The sequence below is a fragment of the Streptomyces sp. NPDC020983 genome, from assembly GCF_044333485.1.
Lineage (GTDB): Bacteria > Actinomycetota > Actinomycetes > Streptomycetales > Streptomycetaceae > Actinacidiphila.
The window spans coordinates 297,333-320,080 of the sequence record NZ_JBIRRA010000002.1 but is presented as its reverse complement, the minus strand read 5'-3'; the positions used below and the strand labels follow the sequence as shown (position 1 = coordinate 320,080).

General features: G+C 73.4%; 24 protein-coding genes. 3 read left to right on the top strand and 21 right to left on the bottom strand.

The features are described 5' to 3' along the window. Window positions 1–29 precede the first annotated feature (29 nt). The 3 genes from ACH4SE_RS04835 to ACH4SE_RS04825 are packed head-to-tail and all read right to left on the bottom strand — an operon-like array spanning window position 30 to window position 2,436. Window positions 30–980 carry an ABC transporter substrate-binding protein gene (locus ACH4SE_RS04835; protein ID WP_398541855.1) on the bottom strand — a complete coding sequence of 317 codons (951 nt, stop codon included), beginning with the start codon at window positions 978–980 and terminating at the stop codon, window positions 30–32. Next, on the bottom strand, window positions 977–1,702 hold the full coding sequence (locus ACH4SE_RS04830) for an ABC transporter permease (RefSeq protein WP_398541854.1): 726 nt from the start codon (window positions 1,700–1,702) through the stop codon (window positions 977–979). The genes ACH4SE_RS04835 and ACH4SE_RS04830 overlap by 4 nt, the downstream gene beginning before the upstream one ends. After that, window positions 1,699–2,436, bottom strand: a complete 738-nt coding sequence (locus ACH4SE_RS04825; RefSeq protein ID WP_398542136.1) for an ABC transporter permease — start codon at window positions 2,434–2,436, stop codon at window positions 1,699–1,701. The genes ACH4SE_RS04830 and ACH4SE_RS04825 overlap by 4 nt, the downstream gene beginning before the upstream one ends. Window positions 2,437–2,538: 102 nt before the next feature. Between ACH4SE_RS04825 and ACH4SE_RS04820 the strand changes: the two genes are divergently transcribed. Then, entirely contained in the window at window positions 2,539–3,663 is a 1,125-nt protein-coding gene (locus ACH4SE_RS04820) for an ABC transporter ATP-binding protein (protein WP_398541853.1), read from the top strand. Here ACH4SE_RS04820 and ACH4SE_RS04815 read toward each other — a convergent pair. From ACH4SE_RS04815 to ACH4SE_RS04760, 12 genes are all read right to left on the bottom strand, one after another. Beyond that, complete coding sequence (locus ACH4SE_RS04815) at window positions 3,656–4,081, bottom strand: rhodanese-like domain-containing protein (protein WP_398541852.1); 426 nt, start codon at window positions 4,079–4,081, stop codon at window positions 3,656–3,658. The genes ACH4SE_RS04820 and ACH4SE_RS04815 overlap by 8 nt on opposite strands. Then, window positions 4,081–4,596, bottom strand: coding sequence for a cysteine dioxygenase (locus ACH4SE_RS04810; protein ID WP_398541851.1), 516 nt, complete (start codon window positions 4,594–4,596; stop codon window positions 4,081–4,083). Before ACH4SE_RS04810 ends, ACH4SE_RS04815 begins: the two co-directional genes overlap by 1 nt. Before the next feature lie 60 nt (window positions 4,597–4,656). Then, window positions 4,657–4,743, bottom strand: coding sequence for a putative leader peptide (locus ACH4SE_RS04805; RefSeq protein WP_398177597.1), 87 nt, complete (start codon window positions 4,741–4,743; stop codon window positions 4,657–4,659). Between the two features lie 85 nt (window positions 4,744–4,828). After that, a complete protein-coding gene (locus tag ACH4SE_RS04800) occupies window positions 4,829–5,155 on the bottom strand; it encodes an STAS domain-containing protein (RefSeq protein WP_398541850.1) in 327 nt (108 codons plus the stop codon). 7 nt (window positions 5,156–5,162) lie between these two features. Next, window positions 5,163–6,446 (bottom strand): PP2C family protein-serine/threonine phosphatase, encoded by a 1,284-nt coding sequence (locus ACH4SE_RS04795; protein WP_398541849.1) that lies wholly within the window; start codon window positions 6,444–6,446, stop codon window positions 5,163–5,165. Further along, a complete protein-coding gene (locus ACH4SE_RS04790) occupies window positions 6,446–7,249 on the bottom strand; it encodes an alpha/beta fold hydrolase (protein ID WP_398541848.1) in 804 nt (267 codons plus the stop codon). Before ACH4SE_RS04790 ends, ACH4SE_RS04795 begins: the two co-directional genes overlap by 1 nt. A 45-nt stretch (window positions 7,250–7,294) precedes the next feature. After that, window positions 7,295–7,786: a DUF3180 domain-containing protein gene (locus ACH4SE_RS04785; protein ID WP_398541847.1), complete on the bottom strand. Its 492-nt coding sequence runs from the start codon at window positions 7,784–7,786 to the stop codon at window positions 7,295–7,297. 74 nt (window positions 7,787–7,860) lie between these two features. After that, a complete protein-coding gene (folK, locus tag ACH4SE_RS04780) occupies window positions 7,861–8,472 on the bottom strand; it encodes a 2-amino-4-hydroxy-6-hydroxymethyldihydropteridine diphosphokinase (protein ID WP_398541846.1) in 612 nt (203 codons plus the stop codon). Continuing rightward, window positions 8,469–8,828, bottom strand: a complete 360-nt coding sequence (gene folB, locus ACH4SE_RS04775; RefSeq protein WP_398177594.1) for a dihydroneopterin aldolase — start codon at window positions 8,826–8,828, stop codon at window positions 8,469–8,471. The genes folK and folB overlap by 4 nt, the downstream gene beginning before the upstream one ends. 15 nt (window positions 8,829–8,843) lie before the next feature. Beyond that, window positions 8,844–9,314: a nuclear transport factor 2 family protein gene (locus tag ACH4SE_RS04770; RefSeq protein WP_398541845.1), complete on the bottom strand. Its 471-nt coding sequence runs from the start codon at window positions 9,312–9,314 to the stop codon at window positions 8,844–8,846. Next, window positions 9,311–10,204 carry a dihydropteroate synthase gene (gene folP / locus ACH4SE_RS04765; RefSeq protein ID WP_398541844.1) on the bottom strand — a complete coding sequence of 298 codons (894 nt, stop codon included), beginning with the start codon at window positions 10,202–10,204 and terminating at the stop codon, window positions 9,311–9,313. Before folP ends, ACH4SE_RS04770 begins: the two co-directional genes overlap by 4 nt. Before the next feature lie 24 nt (window positions 10,205–10,228). Beyond that, complete coding sequence (locus ACH4SE_RS04760; RefSeq protein WP_398541843.1) at window positions 10,229–12,145, bottom strand: phosphatidylglycerol lysyltransferase domain-containing protein; 1,917 nt, start codon at window positions 12,143–12,145, stop codon at window positions 10,229–10,231. A gap of 211 nt (window positions 12,146–12,356) precedes the next feature. On the opposite strand from ACH4SE_RS04760, the gene ACH4SE_RS04755 reads away from it, so the two are divergent. Then, complete coding sequence (locus ACH4SE_RS04755) at window positions 12,357–13,499, top strand: alpha/beta hydrolase (RefSeq protein WP_398541842.1); 1,143 nt, start codon at window positions 12,357–12,359, stop codon at window positions 13,497–13,499. On the opposite strand, the gene folE is transcribed toward ACH4SE_RS04755, so the two are convergent. The 6 genes from folE to ACH4SE_RS04725 form a co-directional block, all read right to left on the bottom strand. Continuing rightward, on the bottom strand, window positions 13,483–14,091 hold the full coding sequence (gene folE / locus ACH4SE_RS04750) for a GTP cyclohydrolase I FolE (protein ID WP_398541841.1): 609 nt from the start codon (window positions 14,089–14,091) through the stop codon (window positions 13,483–13,485). The genes ACH4SE_RS04755 and folE overlap by 17 nt on opposite strands. 173 nt (window positions 14,092–14,264) lie before the next feature. After that, entirely contained in the window at window positions 14,265–16,328 is a 2,064-nt protein-coding gene (gene ftsH, locus ACH4SE_RS04745; RefSeq protein ID WP_398541840.1) for an ATP-dependent zinc metalloprotease FtsH, read from the bottom strand. A 246-nt stretch (window positions 16,329–16,574) separates the two neighbouring features. Next, window positions 16,575–17,129, bottom strand: coding sequence for a hypoxanthine phosphoribosyltransferase (hpt, locus tag ACH4SE_RS04740; RefSeq protein WP_398541839.1), 555 nt, complete (start codon window positions 17,127–17,129; stop codon window positions 16,575–16,577). Between the two features lie 58 nt (window positions 17,130–17,187). Further along, complete coding sequence (tilS, locus tag ACH4SE_RS04735) at window positions 17,188–18,183, bottom strand: tRNA lysidine(34) synthetase TilS (RefSeq protein WP_398541838.1); 996 nt, start codon at window positions 18,181–18,183, stop codon at window positions 17,188–17,190. A gap of 229 nt (window positions 18,184–18,412) precedes the next feature. Then, window positions 18,413–19,597 (bottom strand): zinc-dependent metalloprotease, encoded by a 1,185-nt coding sequence (locus ACH4SE_RS04730; RefSeq protein ID WP_398541837.1) that lies wholly within the window; start codon window positions 19,595–19,597, stop codon window positions 18,413–18,415. Between the two features lie 123 nt (window positions 19,598–19,720). Continuing rightward, the gene (locus ACH4SE_RS04725; protein WP_398176622.1) at window positions 19,721–20,215 is read right to left on the bottom strand and encodes an inorganic diphosphatase; all 495 of its coding nucleotides are present in this window, start codon (window positions 20,213–20,215) and stop codon (window positions 19,721–19,723) included. Window positions 20,216–20,302: 87 nt separating this feature from the next. Between ACH4SE_RS04725 and dacB the strand changes: the two genes are divergently transcribed. After that, a complete protein-coding gene (dacB, locus tag ACH4SE_RS04720) occupies window positions 20,303–21,745 on the top strand; it encodes a D-alanyl-D-alanine carboxypeptidase/D-alanyl-D-alanine-endopeptidase (protein ID WP_398541836.1) in 1,443 nt (480 codons plus the stop codon). Window positions 21,746–22,748 lie beyond the last annotated feature (1,003 nt).

Here is a 22,748-nt window from a genome sequence, read left to right as displayed (position 1 = left end):
CGGTGTCATGGCGAATGCCCGTTCGGGCCTCACAGGCCCTTCGTGTCGACATACTCGCCGGCCACTTCCCCGGCCTTGTGCCGCTGCGCGTCCACCTTCTTGTTCAGCTCCGTCAGGTCGGCGGTGGTGAGTACCGCGGTGAGCCTGCCGAGGGCGGCGGCGATCCGCGGATCACCGGCGTCCTTCGCATTGACGACGGGCAGTACGTTGTCCGCGTTCTGCAGGTGCTTGTCGTCGGTGAGGAGCACCAGACCGAACTGTTCGAGCGTCGCGTCCGTGCTGGTCGTGAGGACGAGCTGGTCCGAGCCGTCCTTGACGGCCTGTTTCGACTGGGTGGTGCCCACGCCCTTGGGATCCACACCGGTGATGTCGATGCCGTAGGCCTTCTTCAGCCCGGGTTCGCAGTAGGGGCGGTCGGCGCATTCGTCGCCCGCCGCCAATCTGATCTTGAGCTTGGCCGCACCAAGATCGGAAAGGGACGTGAGGTGGTGCTGCGCGGCGAAGTCCCGGCTGACGGCAAAGGCATTCTGATCCACCGCCCGGCCGGCCGGCAGCACCTTCAGACCGCGGGGTTCGGCGAGCTTGCCGAGGGCGGCCACGGTGGCGGTGACGTCACTGGAGGCGACCGGCCGGGCCTTCTGCCCATTGGCCCTGGTGTTGAGGAACTCCGCGAGTGTCGCGGCGTATTCCGGGACGATGTCGATCTGGCCCTTCTCCAGCGCCGGTTCGTACAGCTCCCGGTTGGCGAGGGTCTTCACGGAGGTGTGGAATCCGGCGCGGGAGAGGACCTCGGCGTACATCCCGGCGAGGATCGCGCTCTCGGTGAAGCCCGCCGAGCCGATCACCAGGTCGCCGCCGGCGGCCGGGGTCGCGGCGGCGGGGCCGGACGGCGGGGCGGCGGTGCTCCCGGACGAGCAGCCGGCCAGCAGCAGGGCGGCGATCGCGGCCGTCACGGCGGCGCGCGGAGGGACGGCGTTCACGGGCGGGCGGCTCCTGTCGCTGCGGGGGCGGACGGCGTTCGGGCGGGGGCGGCGGGCGCGGACCGGCGGCGTATCGGGTCGAGGGCGTGCTGCACCGCCAGGAACAGCCCCTCGACGAGCAGGGCGAGCGCGGCCACGAGCACCGCGCCGGCGACCACCTGGGCGTTGACCTGCCGGTTGAAGCCCGCGGTGATGATCCGCCCCAGGCCGCCGAATCCGGCCATGGCGGCCAGCGTGGCGGTGGCGATCACCTGGACGGCGGCGCTCCTGACGCCGGTCCAGATCAGCGGGAAGGCGAGTGGAAGCTCCACACCGAGGAGCAGTTGCCGTCCCGTCATCCCCATGCCGCGGGCCGCCTCGACCACGTCCGGATCGGCCTCGCGCATCCCGACGTAGGCGTTGGTGACCAGCGGCGGCACCGCGAAGAGCACCAGCGCGACGATCACCGGCCAGTCGCTGTCCGAGCCGATGAGCAGCAGGAGCAGCGTCAGGACGGCGAAGGTCGGCACCGCCCGCCCGACGTTGGAGACGTTGACGGCGAGGGCGCCGCCGCGCCCGTGGTGGCCCAGCAGCACCGCGGGCGGCAGCGCGACCACCAGGGCGACGGCCAGCGAGACGCCGCTGAAGTAGAGGTGCTCGGCAAGGCGGTGCACGACGCCTTCGCCGCCCGTCCAGTTCGCCCCCGTGGTCAGCCACCGCCAGGCGCCGCCGAGGGGGCTCATGACGCCTCCGCCGTCCGCACGCCCGCGGACGCCCGGCGCCCGCGCCGCAGCCGTCCGGCGCGGCCCCGCCCGTGCCGCCAGGGCGTCAGCAGCCACTGGAGGCCCAGCAGCAGCATGTCGGCCAGCAGGGCGATCACGACGCACAGCACGGACGCGGCGAGCACCTGGGCCCGGAAGTCGCTGTCGACGCCGGACAGCAGCAGGTTGCCGAGGCCGCCGGAGCCGACGATCGCGCCCACCGTCGTCAGCGCGACCGTGGACACGGTGGCGATCCGCAGGCCGGCCATCAGCGCGGGCAGGGCGAGCGGCAGCTCGACCGCGGCCAGCGTCCGCAGCCGCCCGTACCCCATCGCCCGCGCGGCCTCGGTGACCTCGGCGGGCACCGCTTCCAGTCCCGCGGTGACGTTGCGCACCAGGATCGTCAGCGAATACAGCACCAGCCCCGTGACGACGAGCCAGGGGGAGATGCCGAAGACGGGCAGCAGCAGCGAGAACATCGCCAGCGACGGCACGGTGTAGAGCACCGTCGTCACCACGAGCACCGGCGCACCCGCCGCGCGCCGCCAGCGGTGGGCGGCGAGCGCGAGCGGGAAGGCCACGGCGAGGCCGATCGCCACCGACACGGCGGTGATCCAGAGGTGCTGGAGCGTCGCGCCGGTCAGGTCGGAGCGGTACTCGCGCAGGTACTCCCCGCAGACCCAGTCGTTGGCGGCCAGGCAGTCATCCGTGGTCATCATGGCTGCGAGCCTAGCCGCAAGCCGTGACAATCCCTGATATCCCCTCAGGAAGCTGTGGATAACGGGTGAACAGCCGATATCGCTACGGAAGCGGGCGCGGTGATCAGGTTCGAGAACGTCAGCAAGCGCTACCCCGACGGCACGGTCGCCGTCGACGGGCTGGACTTCGAGGTCGCCGAGGGCGAGCTGGTCACGCTCGTCGGGCCGTCCGGCTGCGGCAAGACCACGACCATGAAGATGGTCAACCGGCTCGTGGAGCCCACCGGCGGGCGCATCCTGCTCGACGGGCGCGACATCACCGCCGCCGAGCCGGTCGCGCTGCGCCGCCGCATCGGCTACGTCATCCAGCACGGGGGGCTCTTCCCGCACCGCACGGTGCTCGACAACACCGCGACCGTGCCCGCGCTCCTCGGCTGGAAGCGGGCGGCGGCCCGCGCCCGGGCCGCCGAGCTGCTGGATCTCGTCGGCCTCGACCCCGCCGTCTTCGGCGCCCGCTACCCCGACCAGCTCTCCGGCGGCCAGCGCCAGCGCGTCGGCGTCGCCCGCGCCCTCGCCGCCGATCCGCCGGTGCTGCTCATGGACGAGCCCTTCGCCGCGGTCGACCCGGTCGTGCGCGAGCGGCTGCAGGACGAGTTCCTCGCCCTCCAGGCGCAGGTCCGCAAGACCGTGCTGTTCGTCACGCACGACATCGAGGAGGCCGTACGCCTCGGCGACCGCATGGCCGTCTACGGAGCCGGCCGCATCGAGCAGTACGACTCCCCCGCGGCCGTGCTCGGCGACCCGGCGAGCCCCTACGTGGCCGGGTTCGTCGGGGCCGACCGCGGCCTCAAACGCCTCTCGGTCACCGCGATCACCCCCGCCGATCTCGACCGCGCCCCGCTGCTGCGCCTCGACGAGCCCGCCGCGCCCGCGGCCGCCGCCCTGCGCGCGCAGGGCGCCCGGTGGGCGGTCGTCCTCGACGCGGACGGCACCCCGCACGGCTGGGTCCCCGCCGAGGGCCTGCGGGGCGGCGGTACGGTCGGCGACCACACCCGCCGCATGCGCGCGTGGGTCGCGCTCGGCGACCCTCTCAAGCAGGCGCTGAGCACGATGCTCCAGCACGACGCCGGCTGGGTCGCCGTCCTGGACGGCGACCGTTTCGCCGGCGTCCTCACTCCCACGGGCCTGCACGAGGCCCTGCGCCGCTCCGTCCGCGAGGGCGTGGCGGTGGAGTCGGTCAGCTGAGAGCCGCGATCGACGGCGACGGCCGCGACGGCGTTCCGTCCGGCGGCGCCACCGGCAGGCCCGCCGCCCGCCAGGCCTGGAAACCCCCCGTCAGGTCCGTCGCCGCCGTCAGTCCCAGGGCGCGCAGCGAGCCCACCGCGAGCGTGGAGGCGTAGCCCTCGTTGCAGACGACCACCACCTGCTGCCCGTACGACACGATCCCGGGCAGCCGGTGCGACCCCTCCGGGTCGAGCCGCCACTCCAGCTCGTTGCGCTCCACGACGGCCGCGCCCGGGATCGTGCCGTCCCGGTCCCGCAGGGCCGCGTAGCGGATGTCGACGAGCAGCGCGCCGCGCTCCGCGGCGGCCGCCGCCTGCGCCGGGTCCAGCCGGCGGTACGTCTCCCGCAGCGCGGCCAGCCGCGCGTCCAGCGCGGACATCACCACTCCTCCGGGCGCTCGACCAGCTCCAGCCGCAGCGTGCCGCCCTTGCGGCTGAAGCGGCGCATGAGCGGCAGCGGCGGGTAGTAGGCGTGCACGGACACCGCGTGCGTCCGCGGTGACCGGTTCTCGACCTGGTGCACATGGTGCCGGCCGAACGCCCGCCCCCTGCCCTCCGGCAGGACCCGGGTGCGGTCGACCCCGTCCGCGAGCTCCAGCGACCGCCAGCCCTCCGCCGGCAGCGGCACCGCGAGCGACAGCTCGGTCAGCTCCCCGGCGGCCGTCACGAAGGCCCCGTACGAGCCGCCGTGGTCGTGCCACCCCGTCTCCGCCCCCGGCGGCCAGCCGATGAGCCAGGCCTCGGACCCGGCGGGGCCTTCCAGCCGCACCCATGTGCGGCCGTCCGGATCGAGGGGCAGTTCGCGCACGAGCGCGGTGTCGGCGGCGGTGCGCCGTGCGAAGTCCAGCAGTTCCGCCGCGGTGGGCGCGGTCGTCCTGCGTCGTGAGGTGAGCATGGGTATCCACCCGGGGGATGTGAAGGTCGACGGCGGGCGCGGGGGCGCGCTGATCGCAGCTCAGCGCGCGGCCGTACACACGCAGCCCGCGTACCGGAGGAGGTCCAGGTGGACCCTCCGGGTCAGCTTGGGCGTACGTACCTTCACCGTCCGAACTTCCCACGTCCCTCCCCCGGAGGTCAACCCGGCGCCACGTCGCTCCTGGACGGTGCCGGGTCGACCTCCGGGGGGATCACGGCCCGGCGGGACCGTCGGCCGCCTCGACCCGGAAGACGCGGTCGAGTCCGGAGACGCGCAGGAGCCGCAGGGTGTTCGCGGGCACCGCCGTCAGGAGGATGTGCGCCCGCGCGGCCTGGGCGTGGTTGCGGGCGACGATGAGCGCCGTGATGCCGCTGGAGTCGCAGAATTCCATGGCGCCCAGGTCCAGGACGAGGTGCTGGCCCGGCTGGAGCACCAGGGCGGTGACCAGGGACCTCAGGTCGCCGGCGGTCTCGTAGTCGAGGTCGCCGGCGACCGTCACGACGGGGCCGGACGGGGTGGTGCGGGTGGTGATCTTCATCGGGCGCTCATCGGCTGGTTCGGGTGCGGGTGCCCTCGGTGGGAACGCCGAGGGCGAGCAGGGCGGTGTCGTCGTCGAGGCCGTCGCCGAGGCTGTCCAGCAGGCCGGAGAGCGCCTGGACGAGCTCCTGCGGCGAGTGGCCGGCGTGTTCCGCGGCGAAGGCGAGGAGGGCCTCGTCCCCGTAGAGGCCGGCGCGGTCCGCGCCCGTACGGGCTTCGGTCAGGCCGTCGGTGTAGGCGACGAGCGTGTCCCCCGCCTCCAGGACGCAGCCGGCGGTGGTGAACGGAGCCTCGGGCAGGATGCCGACGAGCAGGCCGCCGGGGGTGCGCAGGTACTCCGCCCGGCCGTCACCCCGCAGCACGAGCACGGGCGGGTGGCCGCCCGAGGCGAGTTCGACGGTGAGGCGCCCGTTTTCGGGATCCGGTGTGAGGATCCCGAAGACCGCCGTGCAGTAGCGCGGGTCTCCTGCCGAGTAGCGCTCGTGGAGCACGGTGTTGAGCGTGGTGAGCGCGGCGACGGGGTCGGCGGCGTGCAGGGCCGCGGCGCGCAGGGTGTAGCGGGTCAGGGAGGTCACGGCGGCGGCCTCGGGGCCCTTGCCGCACACGTCGCCGAGGAAGAAGGCGAAGCGCTCGCCGCCGATGGCGAAGACGTCGTAGAAGTCGCCGCCGAGCTGGTCGGGCGAGGCGGTGCGGTAGTGGGCGGCGGTCTCCACTCCGGGGATCGCCGGGAGCACGCCGGGCAGCAGCGACTGCTGGAGGACGGCGAGGGCGTCCCGCAGCCGGGCGCGGTCCGCCTCCGCCTGGCGGCGCGCCTCCTCCGCCGCCTTGCGGCCGCGCAGCAGTTCCTCCTCGTAGGAACGGCGCTCGCGGGCGTCGAAGACGGTGGTGCGGATCAGCATCGCCTCGCCGGAGCCGGCGTGCTTGACGACCGAGGAGATCAGCACGGGTCTGCGGCCGCCGTCGGCCCGCTTGAGCTCCAGGGCGACCCCGTTGATCTCCCCCTGCATCCGCAGCTGCGGTGCGAAGTGCGTCTCGTGGTAGAGCCTGCCGCCCACGGTGAGCAGATCGGTGAAGCGCAGCCTTCCCACGACCGCGTCGCGCTCCATGCCGAGCCAGTCCAGCAGCGTGGAGTTGATCTTCGCGACGGTGCCGTCCATGAGCGTGGAGAGGTATCCGCACGGCGCCTGCTCGTACAGCTCCTCGACGCTGTCCTCCAGCAGCGCGGCGAAGAGGGCGTCGGACGCCCGGGTGCCGCCGGCGCCCTTCGCTTCCGGCTGCCCGGTGCGGCACATCACCGCAGATTCCGCAGGAAGGCGGTGATCGCCTCGTTCGTCGCCTCCGGCGCCGACAGGTGCGGGCAGTGCCCGATGGCGTCCAGCGTGACCAGTGTGGATCCGGGGATGGCCCGGTGGACGAACTCACCCACCCCGCGCGGGGCTATCGCGTCCTGGTTGCACTCCAGCACGAGCACCGGCACGCGGACGCGCCCGAGGTCCTCCCGCGAGTCCGACAGGAAGGTGGTGCGGGCGAAGACGCGCGCCATGCCGGGATCGGTGGCGCAGAAGCTGGAGGTCAGCTCCTCGCCGAGTTCGGGCCGCTCGGGGTTGCCCATGATCACCGGGGCCATCGCGGAGGACCAGCCCAGGTAGTTCGACTCCAGCGACGCCAGCAGCTCGTCGATGTCCTCGGCGCTGAAGCCGCCGCGGTAGCCCTCGTCGTCGATGTAGCGGGGGGACGGTGCGACCATGACCAGCGCGCCGATACGCTCCGGGGCCGCCTCGGCGGCGAGGACGCCGGTCATCGCGCTGACGGAGTGCCCCACGAACACCGCGTCCCGCAGGTCCAGGGCCTCGCACACCTCGACCACGTCCTGTGCGTAGCCGTCCAGGGTGGAGTAGCGCTCCTCGGAGAACGCCGCCGGATCCGCCTTCCCGGAGCCCACGTAGTCGAAGAGCACGACCGGGTGGTCGCGGGAGATGGCGGGGACGGTGAACCGCCACATGTTCTGGTCACAGCCGAAGCCGTGGGCGAGGATCACCGGCCGCCCGTGCGTCGCACCGGTGACGGTGACGTTGTTCCTCGTGGCGATGTCCATTCCTCGACCGTACTCCCCGCAGCGGGCCGGCCGCCCCGCCGCAGCTCAGCGGCGGGAGGGACGGGCCCCGGGCGGATCGTCCCGGTCCTCCGGGAGCCTGCACACCCGCTCCAGGAAGAGCGCCGCCGCCACCACGGCAACCCCGGCGAGGAAGGCCAGGCCCGCGTAGACGGCCTGGTGGCGCCGCGGGTCCATGTCGAGCTTGTACATGATGAGGTACAGGCACGTGCCGCCGTACATCCCGGCCACGAGCGCCGCGACCAGTGCGCTGGCCTGCGCGAAGACGAGGGCACGCGCCGCGGCCAGCGGGTCGACCGGTTTCGCGCCGGGACGGCGTTCACGCTGCGCCCGCAGCCGGGACCGCAGCGAGAGCCCGGTCGCGAGGAGCGCCGCCGCTATCACCGCCAGGACGATGGGCGCGGCCACCGGTACGCCGGGCAGTGTGCCCACCGTGTCCCACAGCCGTGCCGCGGACCACGCCACGACCAGGGCGGCCGCGAAGAGCCCTGCCAGCGTCCTGATTCGCAGTGTGCTCACCGAGCGCCCGCCTCCATGTTCCCCACGCCGTTCCCCACGCCGTTCCCTACGCCTTCCGGCCACTCACGCAACGTCTACTCGGGCAGCCGGAGTTCCAGGTCGTCGCGGCGCCGGACGCCGTGCCGGTCGGCGGTGGCGAGCAGGTCGGCGACGGGGCCGCGGCCGGGGACCTCGGCTGCCGGGTCGACGTCGTACCACGGTACGAGGACGAAGGCGCGCTCGTGGGCGCGGGGGTGGGGCAGGGTGAGGGCGGGGTCGTCGGAGCGCACGTTCTGGTAGGCCACGATGTCGACGTCGAGGGTGCGCGGGCCCCAGTGCTGCGCGCGGACCCGGGAGTGGGCCTCCTCGATCGCGTGGGCACGCTCCAGCAGGGAGCCGGGCGGCAGGGTGGTGCGGATGAGGACGACGGCGTTGAAGTAGCCGGGCTGGCTGCCGGCGGGCACGCCCCACGGCTCGGTCTCGTAGACGGGGGAGACGGCCTTGACGCGGACGCCGGGGGTGTCCTCCAGGGCGTCCACGGCGCCCTGGAGGTTCTCCAGCCGGTTGCCGAGGTTGCCGCCCAGGGAGATGACGGCGGTCTGCGGGTTCTGCAAGGTGCTGTCGGCCGCGTCGACGGCCGCGACGACCGCCGCGGGGACGGGCTGGACGGTGGGGTCTGCGGACTGCTCCGGCCATTCGGCGGTCACGGGCGCCTCCGGGTGATGGTCACGGTCACGTCGTCGAAGGGCACGGCGATGGGCGCGTCCGGCTTGTGAACGGTCACCTCGACCTCCTGCACGGCCTCGTGCCCCAGGCAGGTGTCGGCGATGCGCTGGGCGAGAGTCTCGATGAGGTCGACGGGCTCGCCGGAGACGACGGCCGCCACCTCCTCGGCGACCACACCGTAGTGCACGGTCCTGGCGAGGTCGTCACCGGCCGCCGCGGGCGCGGTGTCCAGCCGCATGACCAGGTCGATCACGAAGATCTGGCCCTGTTCCCTCTCGTGCTCGAAGACCCCGTGGTGTCCGAGCACCTTCAGTCCGCGCAGTGCGACCGTGTCCATCGTGCTCACCCTCGCTCACTCCTCGTTCTCGGCCGCTTCGGCCTCGTCGTCCTGTTCGGCGAGCACCGGGGAGCCGTGGTGGACCCACAGCCGCCAGCCGTCGGCGGTGCGCCGGAAGACGTTGGTGGCCACGACGAGCCCGCCGACGAGCGACGAGCCGGCCGGGTCGTCCTCCTCGGCGGGGCCGCCGGTGAGGATGTTCTCGGTGCAGGTGACCACGGCGGCGTCGCCGTCCACACCGATCTCGACGTCGGTGAGGAAGAACTGGATGTAGTCGGTGTTGGCCATGATGAGCGCGAAGGACCGCATGACCTCGCCGCGCCCGCGCAGCACCGGCCATCCGGGGTGGACGACGGCGACGGTCTCGGCCAGCGGGCCGTCGAGGACGACCTCCTCCAGGGCGTCGAGGTCGGAATTCTCCACCGCGTCGTAGAAGGCCTGGTTGGCGCGCTCGACCGCGCGCGCCTCGGCCGTCTTCGCCGTCATGCGCCCGCCCCCGTTCCGTCCGCCGAACCGCCGGCCGCCGCGGAGATGGCCTGCGCGACGCGTACGGCGTCGGCGCTCGCGTGCACCTCGTGCACGCGCACGGCCCAGGCGCCCTCGCGGGCGGCGATCGCGGTGACGGCGGCGGTGGCGGCGTCGCGCTCGCGGGCCGGCGGCGGGGCGCCGGTGCCGCCGGCGAGGACGTGGCCGAGGAAGCGCTTGCGGGAGGCGGCCACCAGCAGCGGGCGGCCGAGCGCGCGCAGCTCGCCGAGGTTCGCGAGCAGCGCCAGGTCGTGCGGGGCCTCCTTGGCGAAGCCGAGGCCGGGGTCGAGGACGACGCGCCCGGGATCGACACCCCCCGCGACCGCGCGGTCCAGGGCGGCGCGCAGCTCGTCGACGACCTCGCGGAGCACGTCGGCGTAGACGGCCCGGTTGTTCATGTCGATGCTCTGGCCGCGCCAGTGCATGACGACGAAGGGGGCGCCGGCGGCCGCGACGACGGGGATCATCGCGGGGTCCGCCTGGCCGCCGCTCACGTCGTTGACCAGCGACGCGCCCGCGGCGAGCGCCTGCTCGGCGACGCTCGCGCGCATGGTGTCGACGCTCACGAGCACCCCGGCGGCGGCCAGCTCGCGCACCACCGGCAGCACCCGGCGCAGCTCCTCGGCCTCCTCGACCCGCGCGGCGCCGGGCCGCGTGGACTCGCCGCCGACGTCGACCAGGTCGGCGCCCTGGGCGACGAGGTCCAGCCCGTGCTTGACGGCCAGCTCGGCGTCGAACCAGCGCCCGCCGTCGGAGAACGAGTCCGGCGTGACGTTGACCACGCCCATGACCGCGCAGCGGTCCCACTGCGGCAGTCCTACGGGTCCTGCGGGACCCTGCTGGGTACTCATGCGACCCAGCCTAGGCGGTACGGCTCAGGCGACCGCACTCCGCTTGTCCGCGCCCTCACCGCCCTGGCCGTCCGTCCCGGCCCCGGCGCCCGCGCAGGCCTCCCGCGCCGCGCGGGCGGCGGCGTGGTCGGGCGGCGCGGCGTAACCGGAACGCTGACGGTGCGGACGGCGGGCCCGGCCGGGCAGGAAGCGCTGGACGGCGTCCGGCAGCGGCAGCGACAGCGTCACGAAGCCCTCGGCCTGCATGGTCGCGAAGCCGATACGGGGCAGGTCGCGCGAGTTGGGGAAGACCAGGAAGCGCGGCACCCACTCCGGCTGGAACTTCGCGTTGAACTTGTACAGCGACTCGATCTGGAACCAGCGCGACAGGAACACCAGCAGTCCGCGCCAGCTGCGCAGCACCGGGCCGGCGCCGATCCGCTCCCCGCGGGCCAGCGCCGAGCGGAACATCGCGAAGTTCAGCGACACGCGCGCCACACCCAGGCCGGGCGCCTGCTGGAGGGCCGCGACGATCAGCAGCTCGTTCAGTCCCGGGTCGGCGCTGCGGTCGCGGCGCATCATCTCCAGCGACATCCCGTCGCGGCCCCAGGGCACGAAGTGCAGCACGGCCCGCAGATCGCCCAGCTCGGGGTGGGGGGCGTCCGGCTCGGGCTCCTTGTGGGCGGTCACGACGACGCAGTCGCCGTCCACGTCCTCCCCGAAGCGGCCCAGCGCCATGGAGAAGCCGCGCTCGGTGTCCGTGCCGCGCCAGGCGTCGGCGGCCAGCCTGACCTGCTGCTTCTCGTCCTCACCGAGGTCGTGCACGCGGCGCACCCGGGTGACGTACCCGGCGCGCTCGATGCGCTTGACCATCTGCCGCACATTGCGCATGGCGCGGCCTTCGAGGGTGAAGCGGTCGGTGTCGACGATGGCCTCGTCGCCCAGCTCCAGGGCGTCCAGGCCGGTCTCGCGGGTCCACACCTCGGCGCCGGTCTCGCTGCACCCTACGATCGCGGGCAGCCACGCGTGGGCGCGGGCCAGCTCCATGAAGCGCTCGATCGCGCCGGGCCACGCCTCGACGTCGCCGATCGGGTCGCCGCCGGCCAGGGCGACGCCGGACACCACCCGGTAGCAGACGGCGGCCTTGCCGCTGGCCGAGAAGACGACGGACTTGTCGCGGCGCAGCGCGAAGTGGCCCAGCGAGTCGCGGCCGCCGTGCCGGGCCAGCAGCGCGCGCAGCCGGGCCTCGTCGGCCTCGCTCAGCTCGGCGACCGGGCGGGCCGGGCGCAGCGCGAGGTAGACGGTGGAGGCGGCGATGAGCAGGCCGAGGCCGCCGAGGGAGTAGCCGACGAGGTCGCCGACCCGGTCGCTGGTGTAGTCGACGGGCCCCTCGAATCCGAAGAGGCCGAGCAGGACGTGCTGGCAGCGGTCGAACAGCCCGGGGTTGCCGCGCTCCGAGGCGGGATGGGCGCTGGTGATGACCAGGCCGAGGGCGAAGGCGGAGGCGCTGAGCACCACGAAGTTCACCAGCGCCCGCCAGCGGGTGCGCGGGTCGGACAGCGCGGTGAACTCGCGCCGGTGGACCACCAGCACCGCCAGCAGCGCGAGCGACACGCACGCGCCGAAGAAGGAGTGCCGGTAGATCAGCTGGGTGGCGGCGCCCACCGGCAGCAGGGCGACGGCCGCCCACCACGCCCGGACCTTCCCGCGTTTCAGGGCGTGCGCGAGCATCAGCAGCAGGATGCCGGTGACGATCGCGGTCGCACCGGCGAGGGTGCTGACGGTGCCCGGGAAGACCGCGGCCAGGTGGTGCATCCGGCCGTTGCGGAAGGCCGGGAAGACCGCCGAGACCACGTCGAGCAGGCCGATCACCGCGGTCGCGGTGCCGATGATCCTGGGCACGGCCCGGGAGGGCACCGGCCAGCGGTGCCGGCGCTCCGGGGACTGCCGGTCAGCCGACATCACACACCGCCCGGGGAACCCGTACGGGGCATTCGCCCTCTAGCACTACAGACATGAGTCACCAAACCACAGCATCACCGGGAAATCACGGGCACATCCCGCAATCTGCTCCAGTACGAATTTTTGCGCCCTCTAGGACGGAAACCTGGCTGCTCGGGTTGCGTCCCGGACCGTACCACTGGACGCCGACGCAGAAAGCACTCCAGCCGACATGGGTCTCACGAGCAAGAAGGTGCTGCTGGCAGCTGCGCTGCTGGCACTCGCGCTGTTCATTCTCACGGTGTGGCTGTGGCCACGGCTCTCCCGGCGCGGCCTGGTACCGGTACTGGGCCGGGTGGGGATCCTGCTGGGCACCCAGCTGTCCCTGATCGCGGCGATCGGCCTCGCCGTCAACACCTCCTTCGGCTTCTACGCCTCCTGGGCCGATCTCTTCGGCCGCAACACCACGCCGGGCGTCGTGGTCGACCACGGGCTCGGCTCGCCGCAGGACGGCGGCATGCGGGTGCTCGGCACCGTGCACCAGGGGGCGCCCGCCGGCTCGGCGCGGCACGGCGGGCTGATCCAGCAGGTGGCCCTCGCGGGCGGTGCCTCCAAAATCACCAGCAAGGCGTACGTCTACCTGCCGCCCGAGTACTTCCGTGAGCCGGCCGCCCGCTTCCCGGCGCTGCTGGTCCTCACCGGTTACCCGGGCACGGCCGAGGCCCTCTACAAGAAGCTGCGGTATCCGGCGGTCAACGCGGGCCAGGTGCGGGCGGGCCGCGCACGGCCCATGGTGATGGTCATGATGCGGCCGACCGTCGCCCCGCCGCGCGACACCGAGTGCACCGACGTGCCCGGCGGCCCGCAGACGGAGACGTACTTCGCCAGGGACGTGCCGGCCCAGATCACCGCCCGCTACCGGGTCTCGCCGGGCGCGCGGAACTGGGCGGTGATCGGCGACTCCACCGGCGGCTACTGCGCCCTCAAGCTCGCCCTGCGCGACCCGGGCAGCTTCTCGGTGGCCGTCGGGCTGTCGGCGGACTACGGCGCCCCGCAGGACGCGACGACCGGCGACCTCTACGGCGGCAGCGACCGGCGGCGCCGTGAGAACGACCTGATGTGGCGGCTGCGGCACCTCCCGCACCCGCCGGTGAGCCTGCTGGTGACCAGCAGCCGCAAGGGCGAGCACAACTACCGGGCCACGCTGCGCTTCATCGCCGCGGCCGGCGCCCCGACCCACGTCTCGTCGATCATCCTGCCGAGCGGCGGGCACAACTTCAACACCTGGAAACGCGAGGTCCCGGCGGCCCTGGAGTGGATCAGCGCCCGGCTGGGAGGGACGGCGGCCGAGGGGCCCGCTAGCCGCGCCCGATGATGAGGCTCATCGCCTCCGACCGCGTGGCCGGGTCGCGCAGCTGGCCCCGCACCGCGGAGGTGATCGTCTTGGCGCCGGGCTTGCGCACCCCGCGCATCGTCATGCACATGTGCTCGCACTCGACGACGACGATGACGCCGCGCGGCTCCAGGATGCGCATCAGGGCGTCGGCGATCTGCGTGGTGAGCCGCTCCTGCACCTGGGGGCGGCGGGCGTAGACGTCGACGAGGCGGGCCAGCTTGGACAGGCCGGTGATCTTGCCGGACATCGAGGGGATGTAGCCGACGTGGGCGACGCCCACGAAGGGCACGAGGTGGTGCTCGCACGAGGACATCACCTCGATGTCCTTGACCAGCACCATCTCGTCGTGCCCGATGTCGAAGGTCGTCGTCAGGACGTCCTCGGGCTCCTGCCACAGTCCGGCGAATATCTCGCGGTAGGCCCGCGCGACGCGCGCCGGGGTCTCCCGCAGGCCCTCGCGGTCCGGGTCCTCGCCCACGGCGAGGAGCAGCTCGCGCACGGCGGCGGCGGCGCGCTTCTCGTCGAACTCGCCGATGGCCCCCTCGCCGTCGAGCGTCACGGGGTCCGTCATGGGTGCCTCGTTCCTGCGGTGCTGACAATGCCGTGAGCGGTGCGGCCGGGACGGGCTGGGTGGCAGCTCGAAGACCTCGCAAAAGGGCCGCGGTCCCAAGGGTAGAACCCTGGGACCGCGGCCTTCATTCCGGGATGCCCCCGGACCTGCGGCATCACCGCAGGTGCGGGTGGTCAGCCGTCGCTCTGGCCGTCCTCCGGCGGGGACGCCGGCTCGGCGGGCGGCTCGGCCGGCGGCTTGGCGGTCGTGACGGCCGCCGGGCCGTTGCCGTTGGCGGGCTGGCTGCCGTTGGTGAGCGCCAGCTCCTTCGGCGAGAGCACCGGGGGCCGGGTCGACGGCGTACGGCGGGCGGAGCCGGTCCAGGCCGGACGCGGCGGGCGCTTCACGATCGGGGCGAAGATCTCGGCGATCTCCTCCTTGTTCAGCGTCTCCCGCTCCAGCAGGGCCAGCACCAGGTTGTCGAGCACGTCGCGGTTCTCGACCAGGATCTCCCAGGCCTCGTTGTGCGCGGTCTCGATCAGCTTCTTGACCTCCTCGTCCACCAGCCCGGCGACCTCCTCGGAGTAGTCGCGCTGGTGACCCATCTCACGGCCGAGGAAGGGCTCGGAGTCGGAGGAGCCGAACTTGATCGCGCCGAGGCGCTCGGTCATGCCGTACTGCGTGACCATCGCGCGGGCCGTGGCGGTGGCCTTCTCGATGTCGTTGGACGCGCCGGTGGTCGGGTCGTGGAAGACCAGCTCCTCCGCGGCCCGGCCGCCCATCATGTACGCGAGCTGGTCGAGCATCTCGTTGCGCGTCGTCGAGTACTTGTCCTCGTCGGGCAGCACCATCGTGTAGCCGAGGGCGCGGCCGCGGGACAGGATCGTGACCTTGTGCACCGGGTCGGAGCTGGGAGAGGCCGCCGCGACCAGGGCGTGACCGCCCTCGTGGTACGCGGTGATCTTCTTCTCCTTGTCCGACATGATGCGGGTGCGCTTCTGCGGACCGGCCACGACGCGGTCGATGGCCTCGTCGAGCACCCCGTTGTCGATCAGCTTCTTGTCGCTGCGGGCGGTCAGCAGCGCGGCCTCGTTGAGCACGTTGCTCAGGTCGGCGCCGGTGAAGCCGGGGGTGCGGCGGGCGACGGCCATCATGTCGACGTCCGGCGCGATGGGCTTGCCCTTCTGGTGGACCTTGAGGATCTCCAGGCGGCCCATCAGGTCCGGCGGGTCGACCGCGATCTGCCGGTCGAAGCGGCCCGGGCGCAGCAGCGCCGGGTCGAGGATGTCGGGCCGGTTGGTCGCGGCGATGAGGATCACACCGCCCTTGACGTCAAAGCCGTCCATCTCGACCAGCAGCTGGTTGAGGGTCTGCTCACGCTCGTCGTGCCCGCCGCCGAGGCCCGCACCGCGGTGCCGGCCCACGGCGTCGATCTCGTCGACGAAGACGATCGCCGGCGCGTTGGCCTTGGCCTGCTCGAACAGGTCGCGCACACGGCTGGCGCCGACACCGACGAACATCTCGACGAAGTCGGAACCCGAGATCGAGTAGAAGGGGACGCCCGCCTCGCCGGCGACGGCCCGCGCCAGCAGCGTCTTGCCCGTACCGGGACGGCCGTAGAGCAGCACGCCCTTGGGGATCTTGGCGCCCACGGCCTGGAACTTGGCCGGCTCCTGGAGGAACTCCTTGATCTCCTGGAGCTCCTCGACGGCCTCGTCGCAGCCCGCGACGTCGGAGAACGTCGTCTTGGGGGTGTCCTTGGTGATCAGCTTGGCCTTGGACTTCCCGAACTGCATGACGCGCGAGCCGCCGCCCTGCATCTGGTTCATCAGGAAGAGGAAGACGACCACGATCAGGACGAAGGGCAGCAGCGACAGCAGGATGCCGACGAAGGCGTTCTGCTTGGACTGCGAGACGGTGTACTTGTCCGGGAGCTGGACCCCCGGGACCTTGCCGTCGACGATCTTCTGGAGGTCCTGGGCGATGGCCGCGCCCTGGTCGCCGATGTAGCTGGCGCGGACCTTGGAGCTGCCCTCGATCTTGACGCCGTCCTTCAGCTGGACCTTGATCGAGTTGTCGTCGCCGGTCGTCAGCTCGGCGGACTTGGCCTGATTGGTGTCGATCGCGTGCAGGACCGCGCCGGTGTCAACCGTCTTGTAGCCGCCGCCGGACCCGACGACCTGCATCAGCACGACCACGGCGAGGACAACCAGCACGATCCACATGACTGGCCCACGGAAATAGCGCTTCACGTCCATCCATGCGGGGCGAAACCGCCCCGTCCCTCCTGCCACAGTGAGGCACCGCGCCGCCTGTCAGGCGGCCTGTGCATCCGGTGTTGTAATGACCCGACCTTCGGACGGTACCCCAGCATTGTCACCCGAGGGCGCCGCCGACTGTTAACCAACCCGCTTTCCTGCTCCAACGCCGGGAAATCGGCACAGGTTCCCCGGGGCCCCCCGGACGGATCCGGCCGGCTCCCGGCGACCCGGCGCGCGGGCCGGTCAGCCGCCGTAGACGTGCGGCGCGAGGGTGCCCACGAAGGGCAGATTCCGGTACTTCTCGGCGTAGTCCAGGCCGTATCCCACGACGAATTCATTGGGAATGTCGAAGCCCGTGTACTTGACGTCGATCTCCACCTTGGCCGCCTCGGGCTTGCGCAGCAGCGTGCAGACCTCCAGCGAGGCCGGGCCGCGCGAGCCCAGGTTGCTGATGAGCCAGGAGAGCGTCAGGCCGGAGTCGATGATGTCCTCGACGATCAGCACGTGGCGGCCGGCGATGTCGGTGTCCAGGTCCTTGAGGATGCGGACGACGCCGGAGGACTTGGTGCCCGCCCCGTAGGAGGACACCGCCATCCAGTCCATGGTGACGGGCGTGGACAGGGCGCGGGCCAGGTCCGCCATGACCATGACCGCGCCCTTGAGGACACCCACGATCAGCAGTTCCCGGCCCGCGTAGTCCTCGTCGATCTGCGCCGCCAGCTCGGTGAGCTTCGCGTCGATCTCGGCCTGGGAGATGAGTACTTTCTCCAGGTCCGTGCCCATGTCGATCTCGTTCACTGCCTGGTACGTCCTCAGCTGCTCGGGTCCACGTCGGCGCACGTCGGCCCACCCTTGGCTACGACGGCGAGAAGAACAGTCTGCCATTGGCCCGCCGGACGGCGACGCCGCCCGGCAGGTTGAGCGCCTTCTGCCCGCGCCAGCCGGTGACCAGGCGGTCCACCTCCTCGATGTGCCGGGCGAAGAGGAAGCCGGGCGGCGAGCCCGCGGCGATGGCCGTACGGCGCAGCACCCGGCGGCGCACCGCGGCCGGCAGCGTGGACAGCCGCCGCACGTCGAGGCTGCCGTCGTCGCCCGCCGCGTCGGCCTGCGCGTCGGCGGCCCACTGGTCGAGCGCGTCGGCGTCGTCCCGGGAGAGCTGGGCGGTACGGGCCAGGGCCTCGACGACGCCTTTGCCGAGCGACTTCTCCAGCACCGGCAGCGCCTCGTGGCGGACCCGCGAGCGGGTGTACGCGGGGTCGTGGTTGTGCGGGTCCTCCCACACGGTGATGCCCTGGGCCAGACAGCCCTGGCGTACGGTGTCCCGGTCGAGCAGCAGGAAGGGGCGGCGGTAGCGGCCGTCCACGCCGGACACCGCGGCCATGCCGGACAGCGACCGGATCCCGGAGCCGCGGGCGAGCCCGAGCAGCACCGTTTCTGCCTGGTCGTCGCGGGTGTGGCCGAGGAGTACGGCCGCGGCGCCGAAGCGTTCGGCGGCCGCGTCGAGGGCGGCGTAGCGGGCGTCGCGGGCCGCGGCCTCGGGGCCGCCCTGGCGGCCCACGGTCACGCCGATCGCGTCGACCGGGTCGAGGCCGAGGGCGCGCAGCCGCCCGGCCACTTCCTGCGCGCGCACGGCGGAGCCGTCCTGCAGGCCGTGGTCGACGGTGACCGCGCCGGAGCGCACGCCGAGCCGCGGGCCCTCGAAGGCGAGGGCGGCGGCGAGCGCCATGGAGTCGGCGCCGCCGCTGCAGGCGGCGAGCACCAGGGGGTGCGGGTCGGCGGACGAGCCGAGGACGTCGTGCAGGACGCGGCGGACCGCCAGGCGTATCGCCGCGACCGTGGGGTGGGGTCCCATGTCCGGTTCCCTCCTGAGGAGGCTGGGTACGGGAACGCCGCTCAGCGCGGGGGGCTCGCGACGTTCGGGAGTTGATGACGCAGGGTATTCAGATGGTGACAGAAGCCCGGGCATTACCCGAGCATCGCACGCCCTACCCTGCGCATACGGTCCCTCGGACGGGTGAACCGGGGGCGCGTGCCCCCTCCTTGGGGCGCCGGAGGGGGCTTCGGCCGGTGTCCCGGCGGGGTCAGTCCCCGTCCCCCGGGCGGGCGTGGACGCGGGCGACCCACTCCGCGGGCCTGGCGATCTCCGCCTTCGTGGGCAGCGTGTTCGGCGACGTCCAGACCTTGTTGAAGCCGTCCATGCCGACCTGGTCCACGACCGCCCGCACGAAGCGCTCGCCGTCCCGGTACTGCCGCAGCTTCGCGTCCAGGCCCAGCAGCCGGCGCAGCGCCTGGTCCAGGCGGCCGGCGCCGCTGGCCCGGCGGCGGCTGAACTTCTCCCGGATCTCCGCGACGGTGGGTACGACCTCGGGCCCGACACCGTCCATGACGTAGTCGGCGTGGCCCTCCAGCAGGGACATCACGCCGGTCAGCCGGGCCAGGATCTCCCGCTGCGAGGCCGTCTGCACCAGGTCGACGAGGCTGCGCCCGCCGTCCGGCTCCTCCTCGCGGGCCTCGTCCGCCCCGTCCTGCTGGGTGCCGCCCTGCCCGCCGAAGGACTGCACGGCCTGCCGGATCCGCTCGACGACGGTCGAGGCGTCCAGCTCGGTCTCGCCCAGGAAGGCCTGGATCTCGGCCTCGATGTGGTCGCGCAGCCACGGCACGGCGGAGAACTGCGTGCGGTGGGTCTCCTCGTGCAGGCACACCCACAGCCGGAAGTCGTGCGGGTCGACGTCCAACTCCCGCTCGACGTGCACGATGTTCGGCGCGACGAGCAGCAGCCGCCCGGCCCGCGACTGCCCGGGCGCGGGCTTGACCGGCCCGGCGGGCATGTCGCGGCTCGGCGGCGCGAAGGTCTCGTACTGCCCCAGCACGCGCGAGGACAGGAAGCTCAGCAGCATCCCGACCTCGACGCCCGTCACCTTTCCGCCGACCGTGCCGAGCACCGCCCCGCCGGGGCCGCCCGGGCGCCGCGCCTGCATCTTGACCAGCAGCGGCTTCAGCACCTCGCGGAAGCCCGCCACGTTGGCCTTCACCCAGCCGGCCCGGTCGACGACGAGCACGGGCGTGCCGTGCGGTGGCGCGTCGTCGCCGTACATCCGGGTGAAGCCGCGTACGTGCGCCTCCGAGTCCATCGCGTGTCCGCGCAGCTCGGCCACGATCGCGCGCGCCTCGTCGCGGCTGACCTCCGGCCCCGGCCTGGTGAGCCGCTGCGCCGTGGCCACGGCGAGGTTCCAGTCGACCATCTCGCTTCCACCGGTGCTCGTCATGCCTTCACGGTACGTTGCCGCCCCCCGCTTTGGGGCGCCGCGAACGGGCCGGACGCGCGGAGGGGCGGGCCGTACGGGTTCTCCCCGCGGCCCGCCCCCCGGCGGAAGCGTCGCATCCGGCGCTCAGTGGCCCGGCCCGTGCTCCTTCAGGCGGCGGAAGGAGTCCTCGATCTCCGCCTCGGCCTCGGCGCGGCCGACCCAGTCGGCGCCCTCGACGGACTTGCCGGGCTCCAGGTCCTTGTAGACCTCGAAGAAGTGCTGGATCTCCAGCCGGTCGAACTCGCTGACGTGGTGGATGTCCCGCAGGTGCTCCACGCGCGGGTCGGACGCCGGCACGCACAGCACCTTGTCGTCGCCGCCGGCCTCGTCCGTCATGCGGAACATGCCGATGGCGCGGCAGGTGATCAGGCAGCCGGGGAAGGTCGGCTCGTCCAGCAGGACCAGGGCGTCCAGCGGGTCGCCGTCCTGGCCGAGGCTGTTCTCGATGAAGCCGTAGTCGGCGGGGTAGCTGGTCGAGGTGAAGAGCCTGCGGTCCAGGCGGATACGACCGGTCTCGTGGTCCACCTCGTACTTGTTCCGCGAACCCTTCGGGATCTCGATCGTGACGTCGAACTCCAAGGCCGTACTCCTCCATGATCAGCGCATAGTGCGGGTGGTTAAGTGTCTCCCACGCAAGTGGGTGGTCGCGAAAGGGGCTGGTCGGGGGTGCCGCTCAACAGAACGGTGCAGGTCGTCGGGATATCCGCGGCGGTGGGCGCGGTACTCGCCGCGGTCGCGGTGACCGCGGCGGGACCGTGGGACGCGGGTCAGCGTACGGCGGAACGGTCCCGTGCCGCGTCCCACTCCGCCGGATCCCCCGCGCCGGGGCCCGCACGGCACGGGGGCACGCCGTGCGGGTCCGCCGCCGCGGGAGGCGCTTCCGCCGGGGGCGGGGGGTGCGCCGGCGTCGACATCGTCGGGGCGCACGCGCCGGCCGCCGGACCCGTCCTGACCGCCGCCGGGAGCGGGCAGGCGCCCGCCTCACTCGCCGCCCAGCTCACCGCGAGGCTGAAGCCGCTCATGGCCGCGCCCGGCCTCGGCACGCTACGCACCGGGTCCGTGCTCGACGTCGCCAGCGGCCAGGTCCTGTACGACCACCGCTCCGGCACCGCCTCCACCCCCGCCTCGACCACCAAGCTCGCCACCGCCGTCGCCGCGCTCGGCACCCTCGGCGACGCGTACACCCTCACGACCACCGCCGTCGCCACCGCGGACGGCCGGGTCGTGCTCGTCGGCGGCGGCGACCCCACCCTCACACTCGACCGCCTCGCCGCCGACACCGCCGCCGCGCTGCGCGCCCGCGGCACGACCTCCGTACGCCTGGGCTACGACACCTCCTACTACTCCGGCCCCACGCTCCACCCCATCGGCGTCAACGAGAACCTCGCGCCCGTCACCGCGCTGATGGCCGCCGAGGGCCGCCTCGACCCCGACAGCACCGGCCCCGCGACCCGCTCCCCCGACCCGGCCCGCTCCGCCGCCCAGCAGTTCGCGCACCTGCTCGCCTCACACGGCATCAGCGTCACCGGCACCCCGAAGAAAGCGAGCGGCGCGGGCGGCGCACGGCTCGCCGCGCACCACTCCGCACCCCTCGACCAGCTCGTCGAGCGCATGCTCACCGACTCCGACAACGACCTCGCCGAGGCGCTCGCCCGGCAGGTCGCCCGCGCGACCGGGCAGCCGCTGAGCTTCGCCGGTGTCGCGCAGGCCCTTCCCCGGGCGCTGCGGACGTACGGGGTCCCGCTCGGGAAAGCCGTCTTCACGGACGGCAGCGGACTCAACCGCGAGGACGCGCTGCCGCCCGCGGCGCTCACCCGGCTTCTGGCGCTGGCCGCGTCGCCGGACCACCCCGAACTGCGGCCCGTCCTCGACGGGCTCCCCGTCGCCGCGTTCACCGGCACGCTCGCGTCGCGTTTCCGCGGGGAGGGCGGCGCGGGGGTGGTCCGCGCCAAGACCGGCACGCTGACGGGCGTCAACACGATCGCCGGCCTGACCGTCACCCCCTCGGGCCGGGTGCTGGCCTTCGCCTTCATGACCTCGGGGTCGACCTCCGCGGCGGCGGCGGAGGCCGCACTCGACGCGCTCGCCTCCGGCGTGGCTGGGGCGTGACACCCCCCGCGGTGGGGTCCGCGCCCGCCCCGCCGCGGGGGCGCCGCTTCGGGCGGCGCCCCCTCGCCGGTGCGTAGGCGGCTGACCCGCCACGGGGCCGCTTCGGGCGGTGCCCGATGCCCGTGCGTGGGCGGCTGAACCGCCGCGGGGCCGCTTCGGGCGGTGCCCGATGCCCGTGCGTGGGCGGCTGAACCGCCGCCGTGGTGCCCGCGCCTGGCGGCGCCGCGTTCGGGCGGTGCCCGATTGCCGGTACGTAGGCGGCTGACCCGCCGCCGGGGGTGCCCGCGCCTGGCGGCGCCGCGCTCGGGCGGTGCCCGATTGCCGGTACGTAGGCGGCTGACCCGCCGCCGGGGGTGCCCGCGCCTGGCGGCGCCGCTCCGGACGGTGGCCCGCCCGGGGCCCGGGGTGCTTTGGCGGCTGACCCGCCGCCGTAGTGCCCGCGCCTGGCGGCGCCGCGTTCGGGCGGTGCCCGGTTGCCGGCACGTGGGCGGCTGACCCGCCGCGGTGGTTTCCCGCGCCTGGCGGCGCGGGGTGCTCCCACCCCCACCACCCGTGCAGATACGACGTCGGCTGACGGACTTCTCGTGGGGGTGCGCCACCGTCGGGGGCGAACCGCAGTCCCCGGACAACCTCACCCCCACCGGCAGGCAGCCGCCACACCGGGCCCGGGAGGGGGACGATCCGGGGGTGCCCCCGCAGGAATGCGCACCCCACCGCCCCACCAACACGTCATGACGTCAGACGCGCATTCCGAGGAGGTACCCCCGGAGTGGCACCCGACCCCAACCCCCGAGCGCAAGCGCGATGCCCCGCCGGGCAACCCGGGGGCGCGAGGAACTGCGCGACCAGCCCCCACCGGCAGAACGGCGAACCGCCCACCGCAAGCGGCACCCCCTCAGGGGCGCGAGGAACGGCGCGACCAGCCCCCACCGAGCGAACGGCGAATCCCCACCCCAAGCCGCACCCCCCCAGGGGCGCGAGGAACGGCGCGAGCAACCCACCA